The sequence below is a fragment of the Streptacidiphilus sp. PB12-B1b genome (genome assembly GCF_014084125.1).
Lineage (GTDB): Bacteria > Actinomycetota > Actinomycetes > Streptomycetales > Streptomycetaceae > Streptacidiphilus.
This window is the reverse complement of record NZ_CP048405.1, coordinates 4,935,189-4,948,330: the sequence shown is the minus strand read 5'-3', so window position 1 is coordinate 4,948,330 and position 13,142 is coordinate 4,935,189. Positions and strand designations below refer to the sequence as shown.

Here is a 13,142-nt window from a genome sequence, read left to right as displayed (position 1 = left end):
GCTGTACGAGACCTGACCGCTCACCAGACCTGACCGTCCAACCGCCGCAGCCGGGAGGTGGCCGCCCGTGGCCGTACGCGACAACCCCGAGGACCGGACCGGGCGCGCCCCCGCGCCCCGGCCGCAGGCCGACGGCGGACCGGGGCGGCGGCGGTGAGCCGGCAACTGCTCACCGTCGCGCCGACCGGGCCGGACGCCCACCGCACCATCGGCGCGGCCCTGGCCGTGGCCCGCGAGGGCGCGGTCATCAGCGTCGCCCCCGGCCGCTACCGCGAAGCGCTGACGCTGACCGTCCCGGTCACGCTGCGCGCCGAACCGGGGCCGGACGGCGGCGAGGTGCTGGTCGAGGCCCCCACCGGCAGCGTGCTGGTGATGGCCGCCGAGGCGGCCACCGTCTGCGGCCTCACCCTGGCCGGCTCGGACGGGCAGGCCCCGGCCGTCGACGGGGTCCGCGGCAGGCTCACCCTGGAGCAGTGCCGGCTGGCCGCCGACGCCTGGGCGGCGCTGCTGGCCCGGGCCGAGGCCGTGGTGGTGCTGAACGCGTGCCACATCACCAACCCCGGTGGGGCCGGCGTGGTCGCCCTGGGCGGCCAGGCCCTGCTGGACGGCTGCACCCTGGAGGACATCGGGGCCTCGGCGGTGGTCATCTCCGCCGCCGCCGACCCGGTCGTCCGCGACTGCCGGATCCGCCGGGTCGCGGGCAACGCGGTCTGCGCCGCCGACCGCGCCCGGGGCACCGTCGAGTCCTGCGACATCTCCCGCACCGGCGGCCCGGCGCTGGCCTTCGAGGAGGAGAGCACCACCACCGTCCGCTCCTGCCTGGTCCACGACGTGGACGACACCGCCGTGCACATCACCTCCGGCGCCCGGCCGGTCCTGGAGGACTGCACCGTCGAGGACGTCGCGGGCCACGGCGTGGCCCTGAGCGACCGCGCCGACCCCGTCCTGCGCCGCTGCACCGTCCGCCGCACCCGCGGCCACGCCGTCACCGTCACCGCCCAGGCCCGGGGGCGCTTCGAGGGCTGCGCCATCAGCGAGGCCCAGGCCCCTGCGGTGTGGGTCGCCGACGCCGCCCCGGTGTTCCTGGACGGCGAGATCAGCGACTGCGCCGAGGTGGCCGTCGTCTGCGGGGAGAACGCCGGGGGAGCCTTCGAGGGGCTGCGCATCCGCGACGTGCGCGGCCACGGCGTGGGCATCCGCGGCGGCGCCAACCCGCTGCTGCTGCGGATGACCGTCGACGGCTGCCAGGGCCACGGCGTGATCGTGCTGGAGCAGGGGCGCGGCCGGATCGAGGAGTGCGAGATCACCGGCACCCGCTTCGCCGCCGTCGCCACCTCCGACGGCGGCAACCCCATGGTCCAGCACTCCCGGATGCTCGGCGGCTCCGACGCGGGCGTCCTGGTCGCCGCGGGCGGCCTGGGCGTCTTCCGCGACTGCGAGGTGTCCGGGGCCGCCCTGCACGGCATCGCGGTCGAGGAGGGCGGCGACGTCACCCTCACCCGCACCCGGGTGCACGGCTGCGGCGGCGACGGCGTCCACCTCGGCGACGCCGCCCGGGCCGCGCTCGTCGACTGCGTCACCGAGTCCAACGGAGGCGACGGCATCGCCGTCCACACCGGCGAGCCGGTGACCCTGCGCGGCTGCACCAGCCGCGGCAACTCCGGCGCCGGGCTGCGCCGCCACGCCGACGGGGGCCGGCTCACCGTGGAGGCGCTGACCAGCGACGGCAACGGCCGCCCGGACACCCCGGGCATCCCCGGCATCACCGGCTCGCCGGGCTCCTCGGGCTCCGCCGGGCCGTCCGGACCGCCCGGCCGCCCGGGCACCGCGAACGGCCCGGGCGCCGCGATCGGCCCGGCGCGGGGACCGGCGGCCGGTGCGCCCGGCCGGGCCCAGCAGCCCGGCCCGGCCGCGTCCGACGGCCCGCCCGCCACGCAGCGCGCCCCTGCCCGGCCCGGCGACAGCGCCGACCCCGGCCCGGCCGAGGAGCCGCCGGAACCGGCCCCGCCCACCCTGCCCGAGCTGCTCGCCGAACTGGACAGCCTGGTCGGCCTGGCCGGGGTGAAGCAGGAGGTGTCCGGCCTGGTCAGCCTGAACCTGCTGGCCCAGCGCCGGGCCGCGGCCGGGCTGCCCGCCCCGCCGATGAGCCGCCACCTGGTCTTCGCCGGGCCGCCCGGCACCGGCAAGACCACCATCGCCCGGCTCTACGGGCAGATCCTGCGCGCCCTCGGCGTGCTGCGGCTCGGCCACGTGGTCGAGGTCTCCCGCGCCGACCTGGTCGCGCAGGTCGTCGGCGGCACCGCGCTGAAGACCACCGAGGTCTTCGACTCCGCGCGCGGCGGGGTGCTGTTCGTGGACGAGGCGTACACCCTCTCCGGCAAGGACGGCTCGGGCCCCGACTTCGGTCGGGAGGCGGTGGACACCCTGGTGAAGCTGATGGAGGACCACCGCGACGACGTGGTCGTCATCGCCGCCGGCTACTCCCACGAGATGCGCGGCTTCCTCGCCGCCAACCCGGGCCTGACCTCGCGCTTCACCCGGACCGTCGAGTTCGACGGCTACACCACCGCCGAGCTGGTCACCATCGTCGAGCGCGAGTGCGGTCGGCACCACTACGTCCTTCAGGACAGCACCCGGGCGGCCCTGGCCGCGCACTTCGACCGCATCCCGCGCAACGAGCACTTCGGCAACGGCCGCACCGCGCGGCAGGTCTTCGAGGACATGGTGGGCCGCCAGGCGCGCCGACTCGGCGCCCTGCCCGCCGCCGGCGACGCCGACCTGGTCCGGCTGCTGCCCGAGGATCTCGGCCCCGGTCCGGCCTCCGCCGTCGGCGCGGCCGCGCGCGGCGCCGACCAGGGCGGCGTCCAGGAACTGCGCGACCGGCTCGCCGCCATGGTCGGCCTGGCCGAGGTCAAACGCGAGGTCTCCGACCTGGTCAACGTGATCGCCGTGGCCCGCCAGCGCGAACAGGCCGGGCTGCCCGTCCCCTCGCTCTCCCGGCACCTGGTGTTCTCCGGCGGCCCCGGCACCGGCAAGACCACCGTGGCCCGGCTGTACGGCCAACTGCTCACCGCGCTGGGCGTGCTGGCACGCGGCCAGCTGGTCGAGGTGGCCCGCGCCGACCTGGTCGGCGAGTTCGTCGGCCAGACCGCCCAGCGCACCCGCGACGCCTTCGACCGCGCCCGGGGCGGCGTGCTGTTCATCGACGAGGCGTACACCCTGGCCCCGCGCGGCGGCTCGGGCGCCGACTTCGGCCGTGAGGCCATCGACACCCTGGTGAAGCTGATGGAGGACCACCGCGACGAGGTGGTGGTGATCGCCGCCGGCTACGCCGAGGAGATGGACGCCTTCGTGGCCGCCAACTCCGGCCTGGCCTCCCGCTTCTCCCGCCGGATCGAGTTCGAGGACTACGCGCCGCAGGAACTGGTCACCATCCTGCTCCGCAGCGCCGCCGACTCCGGCTACGAGATCGCCGAGCCCGCCCTCGCCCTGCTGCGGCGGCACTTCGAGGCCGTCCCCCGGGACCGCAGCTTCGGCAACGCCCGCTACGCCCGGCAGGTCCTGGACGCCATGACCACCCGCCAAGCGGGTCGGCTGGCCGGACTGGCCGCCACCCTGGAGCAGCTGCGGCTGCTGCTCCCCGAAGACGTCCCGGCGGCGACCTGAACCGCCGCCGGGACCGGCCTCAGCGGCCGGGCGCGGTCCAGACCGGGGCCGCGTCCGGCTGCGGGCGCAGCAGGTACTCGGCCGCCCGGGACGCCGTCTCCTGGTCCAACTCCGGTACGGCGTAGTCCGCGTAGCGGATGTGCGCCAGCAGACCCGGATCGGGGGCCAGGCCGTGCCGCTCCAGGAAGTAGCCCACCGCCTCGGTCCAGATCCACTCGCCGTCGGTGAGGAAGCTGGACGGCACGGCGTCCCCCGCCTCCCGGTCCAGCGGGTCCGGCGTCCGCGCGGTGGTGCTCAGCACGGGCACCCCCGAGGCCAGGTAGTCCAGCACCCGGGCCCGCTCCTCGGCGTCGTCGAGCACCGGGTGGTCCACCGTGAAGCCCGGCCCGAGCACCGGATCGACCAGGTCGTAGACGCGCGCCAGCTGGAACGGCGGCTCGCCGGTGGCGCCGCTCGCCCACAGCAGCAGCGCCGCATCCAGGGCCTGCCGCTGGTAGCCGGACACCTCCTGGTCCAGCCCGACCACCTCCACCCCCGCCTGCTCCTCGCCGACCGCCTCCAGCGCGTCGTAGAGCGCGCCCGCCAGCGCCGGGGCGGACGCCGGATCGTCCGTCTGGACGACATAGACCCGCCGCTCCCGCTCGTCCGCGAAGACCGGCAGCCGCCAGCACCGCCACACCCCGGCGACCCCGCCCGCGCTCGCCTCCACGGCCAGCACCAGCGCATCGTCCACCGCGTCCGGGCCTCGGACCGCGCCGGGGCCGGTCGCGGCGAAGACGCAGGCCAGGTCCGGCGGTTCGGCCACCAGCAGGAACCGCTCGGCGGCGTCGGCCCCGGCGTCCGGCCCGCGCTCGTCCGACTCCGACTCCGGTTCCCGCTCGTCCGGGCCCGGGGCCAGCCGCAGCGCGGCGCCCAGCTCCTCCCGGGTGACGGCGGTGCCGTGTTCGGCCAGCCCGTCCAGGACCAGCGCGGCCGCACCGGCGGTCTCGCCGTCGGCCAGCAGGCCCCGGGCGTGCCGCAGCTCCCGGTCGGGCAGCCGCCCGGCCAGGGCCAGCAGCAGCCGGTGGCAGCTCGCGTCGCGCAGTTCCGGGGCGGTCAGGTCGGTGGTCGTGTCGGCGGTCATGTCGGGTCTCCGTCCGCGCGGGGGCGAGGGGTTGGTGTGCGCACAGCATCCTTCAGGCCCGCAGGAAGGGCAGGCCCCGGTCGTCCAGGCCCAGCGCGAACCCGTGCCGGGGCAGCGACCGCGCCGGGACGGGCGCGGCGGGCGAGCCGTCGGCGTCCCGCTCGGCCTCCGCGACCCCCGCCGCACGCTCCGCCACCCGGGCGGCGACGGCTGCCCGCAGCCGGGCCAACAGCGTCCGGTCCGCCTCGTCGAGTGGCACGACGTCCGGCCCGGCCGCGCCCGGACGCCGGTGCTCCCGCAGGTGGACCAGCGTGCAGGGGCCGTCCGACCAGCCCGCCGGGGCCGGCTCGACCGCCAGGGTGAGGAACTCCGTCCCGGCCGGGAACACCACCTCCGCGTCGGAGCCGGTGGCGTCCAGCCAGCCGGTCCGCCGGGCGGTCTGCGACCACAGCACGTAGACGACGGCGTCGGGCTCGGCGGTGGGATCGGGCGCGGACGTCGTCGCGGCGGTGAAGCCCGGCTCCAGCAGCACCAGGCCCGGCCGGTAGCGCTCCAGCAGCGCCGGGGCCAGCCGGGCGGCCCGGAACACCGCGCCCCGGCAGGCGGGCAGCACCCGCAGCCCCGACAGCGCACAGGCGGTGTGCGCCAGCGCGTCGGACGGATCGGCCGTACGCAGCCGCTGGTCCAGGTCGGACGGCTCGCCGCACAGGTACGCCCGCAGGGCGGCGAGGTCGGCGGCGGTCACGTCCTCCGCCTCGCGGGAGGGCCGGACCGCGCCCCCGCGCAGCGCGGGCCGCTGCGCCAGCGCCCGCGCCACCGCCACCACATGACGCTCGTGCTGCGCCCCCGCCTGCTCGCGGTACCGCCGCCGCTCCTCACCCGTACTCGCATGGTCCCGCCCCACCCCCACCCGCACCCGCACCGGCTCGGCCGGGGGCACTGGCGTGGACGGTCCCGAGGCCGCCTCAGCCGGAACGACCGGCACGTCGGGCTGCCCCTCACCGGCCCGCCCCGCCTCGGGTTGCCCTGCGGCGGGCTGCGGCAGGGCGGGTTGCGGCAGCACGGGCTGCGCCGGACCGGCTTGTCCTGGCTCGGGCTGGGCCGGGATGGCCGACGCGTGGTTCGGCTGCTGCGCGGGGGCGGACCCGTGCGCGGCGGGATGCGTCGGGGTGGGCTGCGCGGGGCCGTGGTGGGGCGGCGCGGGCTGCGCCGGGATGGCCGACGCGTTGTCGGGCTGCCTGGCAGCGGGTCGCGCGTGACCGGCCTGTCCCGGCCCGGGCTGCGTCGGGGCGGACAGCGCCTGGTCCGGCTGCGCCGGGTTGGCCGCTACCGGGGCGGTCGGGGCGTGGACGGGCCGTGCCGGAGCAGTCTGCTTCGCAGTGGCCCACGGGGGAGTGGGCTGCGCCGCAGTGACCCACGGCGGAACTGGCTGCGTGGGTGTTGAACCCGCAGCTACCGAGGGCTCGGGCGCGGAGGCGCCGGGCACGGACCTCGCCGCCGCGGGAGCTCCGGTGAGTGACTCCGCAGGCGCGGGAGCGGCGGGCGAGGAAGCCCCGGGTTCCAAACCCGTTGGCGCGGAACCAGCGGCCTTAGGAGCCAGGGGGGTTGAGCTCGTGGGAGCTGCGGGCGCTGACGCCGTGGGCGCGGAGGGGACGGTCGTGGGTGTCTCGAGCGGGGCTGCTCCGGGGGCTGACCCCCTGGGGGCGACCGTAAATGATGAAGTGTCAAATGATGCGCTGGGGAAGATGGTTGGAGCAGCCGATCGGGCCGTGACCGGCAGTGGGAGTGCCGGTCCGGCCGGAGGCAGGTCCCCGGTGGAGCCGCGTACCACCTGCATGGTCGGCGCCGGGGGCGTCGGGTCGGGGGTGGACGTCGGCTCCGGCGGGTCCGTGGGGGTTGGGCTGTGCCGGGGGCGTCGAGGACCGGGCCGAGGCTCTGGGGGGCCGCGGCGGGGGTGAACAGCACCCAGGTGCCGTCGCCGTCGGCTCGCGTTGAGCGCAGGGCGGTGACGTCGCAGGGCTGGATGTCGCCGTCCGGGGCGATGATCTGCAGCCCGCGCCGGTCGCAGAGCCGCTGCAGGTCGCCCTGCAGGGCCGCCGCCGCGTGCGACCACAACAGCCGTACCCCGCAGCGGGTTCCGAGCAGGGCGATGGCGTCCGCCAGGGCGGCCAGCGCGGCCAGCATGGCCGGATCGCGGCCGTGGGCGCGGGCCAGCACGGTGAGCCGGTCGGGGTCGGGCGGCAGGGAGGCGGCCGAGCGCAGCAGGGTCGTGGTGGACTCGCCCGCGCGGTGCAGGACCACGCCGGCGGCGACCCGCTTCAGCAGGATCTCCGGTACCCGTGGCACCCGGCCCGGGGCGACCGCCTGTCCGAGCAGCGCGGCCTCCCACGCGGGCGAGGGGTGCAGCGCGCCGCAGGGCTCGGCGGGGCGGCCGGGACGGTAGTGCTGCCACTGCCAGAACGCCTCGGGCCGTTCGGGGTGGAAGCCGGTGACGGCCAGCAGGCCGTCGGCGGCGGGCAGCAGGTGGCCGTTGGGGGCGATCAGGTCAAGCCCGAGCCGGTCGGCGAGGTCCTGGCCGAGGGCGGCGCCCACCAGCGGCAGCACCAGCCGTACCGTGTGCGGGGCGGCCGGGGGCAGCAGGTCGAGCGCGGACTCCACCGCCCGCACCACCTCCCGGCTCGGCCCGGGGGCCTCCACGACCAGGGCGGGACGCCGCGCCTCGGGCCGGAGCCGGGCGACCGCCGCCGCCCGCCCGGGCTCGCCGGGGCCGGGCGTCAGCCAGATGCCGGCCGGTATGCGCCAGGCCGACCAGCCGTCCTCCGCCTCGGTCACCGGCGTCTGCTCCTGTCGCTGCGTCAGCCATCGCACATTGGACGCCACAGGCTCCCCGGCGGTCGGACGCGGGGTGAAGTCTCCGGAGGGTGAGACCACTGCGTTCATCGGACGCTCCCCGCCACTCTCGTCTGCTCGTCTACTCGTCGTCTGCTCGTCCCGTCCGCGATCCGCTCCGGGACCGCGCCCGTCCCACCCGGTACCACGCCTGCCGTGCCCCGGGGGTTCACCCGGGCCGGGGTCTAGGCGAGGACGCCGCGCCGCAGCAGGCTCTCGCGCAGCTGCCGCAGGGCGTAGTGGCTGCGCGACTTGACCGTCCCCTGGGGGATTCCCAGCCGGTCCGCGGTCTCGGCGACCGAGCAGCCCAGGTAGTACAGCTCCACCAGCACCGCCCGGTGGCAGGCGCTCAGCGAGTTGAGCGCCTCGACGAACGCGGTCCGGGTGGTCACCCGGTCGATGGCGTCGTCGTCGCAGCCCCGGTAGGCCAGGTCCGAGTCGTCGGTCTCCACCGGGCGCACGGACTGGGCGCGCTTGGCGTCGATGACGATCCGCCGGGCCACGGTGAACAGCCACGGCCGGATGGACCGCTCCTGGTCGATCAGGGCCTCGGGGTGGCGCCACAGCCGCAGGAAGGTCTCCTGCACCACGTCCTCCGCCCGCTGCCGGTCGTGGACCAGCGACATGACGAAGTTGAGCAGGGGCGTGCGGTGGTCCCGGTAGAGGGCGCGCATGGCGGCGTCGTCCACCCGGCCCGTGGGGCGCGGGGCGGCCTCCCGGCGCGGGCGGTCCACGACCCGCAGGCCGGGCTGGATCCGCTGGACCGGCTGGCCGAGGGCCCGCGCGGGTGACAGCGGGGAGTTCGCAATGAGCGGCCTTTCGGCCAGGGCCTGGCTCACGATGTCACCGTCCTGGTAGCTGCGTCCGGGGCCGCGGCAACGGCGTGAGCTGCTGCGGTGCGGCTGTTCCGGAACCGTAGGAAGCTCCGGCTCCGGCCGGTACGGCCTGGTCCACCGCCGGCGGCGAACGGCGTGAACGCGGCGGCGCGCGGTTGAGCGACCGCCGCCGAATGGGTGAGTGAACGCGACCAACGGTCAAACTGCGGGCGGTGAACGGGCGGACGGCCGGTGTGGCGGCGGTGCCGGAACCCCGGCCGCGCCGTTGAACGCCCGGCTCCCGGCGGCCGTGTCCCCAGGTGCAGCCGCAGCCGGCGGCGGTCAGCCCGCGACGGCGGCCCGGTGCCCGGCGCGGTGCTGCCCTGTGCGGAGCTGCTCGGCGCGGAACTGCTCGCGGTGCGCTCGGGCCGTGGCCATCAGGGCGTCCAGGGCGTCCCGGGTGCGCGCCAGGTCCGCTATGTGCGCGGAGAGGCGGTCGCGCTCCTGCGCCATCCGCTCCAGCGCGGCGTCGGAGTTCTCCTGGCTGGGGGAGTCCACGCAGGGCAGCAGTTCGGCGATGGTGCGGCTGGACAGCCCGGCGGCGTAGAGCCGCTGGATGAAGGCCACCCGCTCCACTTCCTCGTCGGTGTAGTGGCGCTGCCCGCTCGTCGCGCGGACGCTGGTGAGCAGCCCCTGCTCCTCGTAGTAGCGCAGGGAGCGGACGCTCACCCCGGCCCGCGCCGCGAGTTCACCGATGCGCACGGCGGTCCTGCTTCATGGCGGTCCTGCTCCCTCGGTCGTCCCGGCACAGCTTGCATCTGACGTCTATGTCAGGTTCTAGCGTAGCGAGTGCGCCCGGAAAGGTGCGCACGACCGACGAAGGAGCCCGACGTGACCACTCTCTTCACCCGCTACCGGCTCGGCGGGATGACCCTCCCCAACCGCCTGGTGATGGCCCCCATGACCAGGGTGCGGGCCGCCGCCGGGGGCCTGGCGACGCCGTCCATGGCGACCTACTACGCGCAGCGGGCCACCGCCGGGCTGATCGTGACCGAGGGCGTGCAGCCCAGCCTGCTCGGGCAGTCCAACCCGGGCACGCCCGGCCTGCACACCGAGGGGCAGACGGCCTCCTGGCGGCAGGTCACCGAGGCCGTCCACGCCAACGGGGGCCGGATCTTCGCCCAGATCATGCACAGCGGACGCGTCTCCCACCCGGACGCCACCGGGCTGCAGCCGGTCGGCCCCTCGGCGGTCGCCGCCGTGGGCGAGGTGTTCACCCCCGGCGGGCCCCGGCCCGCGCCGGTGCCGCGCGCCCTGGCCGCCGCCGAGGTCCCCGAGCAGGCGCTGTCCTACGCCCGGGCCGCCCGCCGGGCTGTGGACGCGGGCTTCGACGGCGTCGAACTCCACGGCGCCAACGGCTACTTGATCTCGCAGTTCCTCTCCAGCAATGCCAATCTGCGCACGGACGGCTACGGCGGTCCGATCGCCCACCGGATCCGCTTCGCGGTGGAGGCCGTGGCGGCCACCGCCGAGGCGATCGGGGCCGAGCGCACCGGCATCCGGCTCTCGCCCGGCGGCACCTTCTGGGGCGTCCAGGAGACCGAGGTGGCCGAGCTGTACCGGGCGCTGCTGACCGAGCTGGCCCGGCTGGACCTCGCCTACGTCCACCTGGAGGCCACCAGCGAGGAGGAGTTGCTGCTCGGCCTGCGCCGGGCCTGGCCGGGCACGCTGGTGATGAACCCGGTGCTGCCGATGGGGCCCAAGCAGACCGGCCGGGCCGAGGCCGACCGGTGGCTGGGGCTGGGCGCGGAGCTGATCAGCTTCGGCCGGTCCTTCATCGCCAACCCCGACCTGGTCGAGCGGCTGCGCACCAGTCTGCCGCTCGCCCCGGTGGACGAGGCCACGTACTACCAGGGCGGCGACGCCGGCTACCTGACCTACCCCGCCTACCAGCACACCGGTGCGGCCAAGAATTACTGACCACTTATTGACCAGTTGGTCTGCCGTGGGCCATCATCGGATCAACGCCGAACCGCTCATCTACCAGGAAGGGAGGGGTAATGTTGCGCTGACGACAGCCGTGCGCCGGGAGGATTGGTAAGCATATGGTCAGCGAGGGCCGCTGGCAGAAGCGCGAACGGATCCGCGCGCATCTGCTGGACCTGGTGGAGGAGACCCGGGTCGGGGCGCCGATCCCCGGGGAGCGCCAGCTGTGCGAGGAGCTCCAGGTCTCCCGCCCGACCCTGCGCTCGGTGGTGGACGACCTGGTGCGCGACGGACTGCTGGTGCGCGAGCACGGCCGCGGTGTGTTCGTCGCCAGGGCCAAGGTCGCGCAGCAGCTCACCCAGGGCGGCGGCCCGGCCCTCGCCCCGACCGGCGTGGACGGCGACTGGACCAGCAGCACGGTGGACTTCCGCAGCCTCCCGGCCGGTCCCAGGATCGGCCGGCGGCTGCAGGTGTCGCCCGCCGAGGAGGTCCTGCGGATCACCCGGCTGCGGTACGTCGACGGCGACCCGATGGCGGTGGAGACCCTGCACGTCCCCCGCGCCCTCGTCCCCGGACTGACCGCACGCGACCTGGAGAACGACTCCTTCTACCAACTCCTCGGACGCGGCTACGGCATCCTGCTCGCCGACGCCGCGCAGATCATCGAACCGACCGTGGTGGACGAGGCCGAGGCCGAACTGCTCGGCGTCCCGCTGCACGCCCCCGCGCTGCTGCTCGAGCGCACCACCCGCGACGCGGACGGCCGCGTCGTCGAGTTCACCCGCTCCGTCTACCGCGGCGACCGCTACCGCATCCTCACCCAGCTCTCCCTGGCCGCCCGCGCGGACACCGGCCGCGTCCTCGGCGGCTCCTGGTCCGCCGCCTCGACCGTGCCCGGCGCGGACACCCTGGTCTCGGACCCCTACTGGACCGACGTGTCCTGACCCCGGCAGCCGCGCACCCGCCGTACCGCCCAGCCCCCTGCCGCGCCGGTCACCCCGGCCCGCGCGGCGATCCCGCACGCCCTTCCGAAGGGATGCCCCATGCCCCGTCGCCCCCTGTCCACGGCGGTCGCCGTGGTCTGCGCCGTCGCCGCCCTCGGCGCCGCCGCGGCCAACGCCCCGGCCGCCACCACACCCCGGACCCGCCCCGCCACGGCCACCGCCGGGGTCGAGCTGGAGACCTGGCTCTACCCCGGCTCGCCCGGGGACTCCCAGTGCAGCGCCCCAACCGAGTACGCCGACAACCGGGTCAGGAACGGCGCGCTCAAGCCCGAGTACTGGACCGTCACCGGCAAGGGCAAGGTAAGCCTGGAGACCGTCGCAGGCGGCCTGTGCAACACCTACAGCGCCGGAGACGTCGCCGACATCAAGGCGCACTCCGCCTACCAGTACCCGACCGTCTCGGGCATGACCACCGCCGACGTCCACGCCCTGGTGAGCAGCAGCGCCAACCGCAGCGCCGCCGTCTCCCAGCTCACCTCGCTGGTCACCGCCAACGGGCTCAGCGGCGTCGACGTCGACCTGGAGGACTACTGGTCCTGGAGCGCCGCCGACTTCGGCAACTACCGGACGTTCCTCGGCCAGCTCGCCGCCGCGCTGCACGCCCAGGGCAAGAAGCTCCTGGTCGACGCCCCGGCCATGACCGGCCCCGCCTCCTTCTACGACTACGCCGCGGTCAGCGCCGAGGGCGTGGACGAGCTGGAGATCATGGCCTACGACGAGGAGTACGACACCGCCCCCGGCGACCGGTGCCTGCCGATCACCCCGCTGGCCTGGCTCAAGCAGGTGACGCAGTACGCGCAGAGCCAGGTGCCCGACCCGTCCCGGCTGGTCATCGGGCTGCCCTCGTACGGCATCAGCGCGCCCGACCCCTGCGACCTGGACGACATCACCGGCAACATCCAGTACAGCGCCATGCGGCAGAGCCCCGGCTTCTCGACCGCCCCCGCGACCCTCGCCGCCCGCCGCGACCCCTCGTCCGGCGAGATCCGCTGGGTCAGCGGCGGCACCCTCTACGACTACGTCGACAGCACCGCGCTGGACGACAAGCTCGCCGTGCTGACCGCGCTCGGAGTCACCAAGGTCTCCGTCTGGTCGCTGGGCGGCGGGAACCCCTGGTTCACCGGCTGACCGCCGCCGCCACCCGCCGCACGCAGCCGGCCGTCCACCACGGAGTGAAGGGCACCACGGAGTGAAGGGCACCACCTTGAGCGAGACCCCCACCCCGGCCGCGGCGCTGGCCACCGCCCTGCGGGAGCTGCTGGTCGGCTCCCGCGCCACCGACGGGGAGGGCGTCGCGCCGGCCGTGGTGCTGGCCGTGATCGACCCCGCCACCGGCGCCCGGCACACCGTGGCGCTGCAACCGGAGTCGGCCGACTGGCTCACCGGCCTGACCGTCAACTCCCGGGCGAGCTGCGGCAATGCGTACGGCGGCGGGAACGGCCGGTGCGCGCACTGCCGCGGCACCGGCCGGGCCGGGACAGCGGCGCCGGGGCGCGGTTGACGGCCGTGCTGCGCGGGCCGGGGATTGTGGCGATCCCTTGCGCATGATGTGAATCGCCCTGTACATATCACGGGAGCATTCCGCATGTGTGTTCCATGCGTGCGCCCGAGCACGTTCTGACAGACCTTCACTCCTGGAGTCGTCATTCACCAGAACCA

Annotated in this window: 9 protein-coding genes; 5 read left to right on the top strand and 4 right to left on the bottom strand. The window is 75.8% G+C overall.

The window, feature by feature from the left end; all coding sequences use genetic code 11:
* Positions 1–153: 153 nt before the first annotated feature.
* Positions 154–3,666: a right-handed parallel beta-helix repeat-containing protein gene (locus GXW83_RS21850; protein ID WP_182444702.1), complete on the top strand. Its 3,513-nt coding sequence runs from the start codon at positions 154–156 to the stop codon at positions 3,664–3,666.
* A gap of 19 nt (positions 3,667–3,685) precedes the next feature.
* On the opposite strand, the gene GXW83_RS21845 is transcribed toward GXW83_RS21850, so the two are convergent.
* From GXW83_RS21845 to GXW83_RS21830, 4 genes are all read right to left on the bottom strand, one after another.
* Positions 3,686–4,789: a hypothetical protein gene (locus GXW83_RS21845; RefSeq protein ID WP_182444701.1), complete on the bottom strand. Its 1,104-nt coding sequence runs from the start codon at positions 4,787–4,789 to the stop codon at positions 3,686–3,688.
* 52 nt (positions 4,790–4,841) lie between these two features.
* Positions 4,842–5,852: a hypothetical protein gene (locus tag GXW83_RS21840; RefSeq protein WP_182444700.1), complete on the bottom strand. Its 1,011-nt coding sequence runs from the start codon at positions 5,850–5,852 to the stop codon at positions 4,842–4,844.
* 2,011 nt (positions 5,853–7,863) lie between these two features.
* Positions 7,864–8,517 carry a sigma-70 family RNA polymerase sigma factor gene (locus tag GXW83_RS21835; protein ID WP_304940970.1) on the bottom strand — a complete coding sequence of 218 codons (654 nt, stop codon included), beginning with the start codon at positions 8,515–8,517 and terminating at the stop codon, positions 7,864–7,866.
* 318 nt (positions 8,518–8,835) lie between these two features.
* Positions 8,836–9,255: a MerR family transcriptional regulator gene (locus tag GXW83_RS21830; protein WP_182444699.1), complete on the bottom strand. Its 420-nt coding sequence runs from the start codon at positions 9,253–9,255 to the stop codon at positions 8,836–8,838.
* A 129-nt stretch (positions 9,256–9,384) separates the two neighbouring features.
* On the opposite strand from GXW83_RS21830, the gene GXW83_RS21825 reads away from it, so the two are divergent.
* The 4 genes from GXW83_RS21825 to GXW83_RS21810 all read left to right on the top strand — a co-directional run bounded on the left by GXW83_RS21825 (position 9,385) and on the right by GXW83_RS21810 (position 12,984).
* On the top strand, positions 9,385–10,473 hold the full coding sequence (locus GXW83_RS21825) for an alkene reductase (RefSeq protein WP_182444698.1): 1,089 nt from the start codon (positions 9,385–9,387) through the stop codon (positions 10,471–10,473).
* A 125-nt stretch (positions 10,474–10,598) separates the two neighbouring features.
* Complete coding sequence (locus GXW83_RS21820; protein ID WP_182444697.1) at positions 10,599–11,423, top strand: GntR family transcriptional regulator; 825 nt, start codon at positions 10,599–10,601, stop codon at positions 11,421–11,423.
* A 99-nt stretch (positions 11,424–11,522) separates the two neighbouring features.
* Complete coding sequence (locus GXW83_RS21815) at positions 11,523–12,611, top strand: glycosyl hydrolase family 18 protein (RefSeq protein WP_182444696.1); 1,089 nt, start codon at positions 11,523–11,525, stop codon at positions 12,609–12,611.
* A gap of 76 nt (positions 12,612–12,687) precedes the next feature.
* Positions 12,688–12,984 (top strand): hypothetical protein, encoded by a 297-nt coding sequence (locus GXW83_RS21810; protein WP_182444695.1) that lies wholly within the window; start codon positions 12,688–12,690, stop codon positions 12,982–12,984.
* The last annotated feature ends 158 nt before the right edge of the window (positions 12,985–13,142 follow it).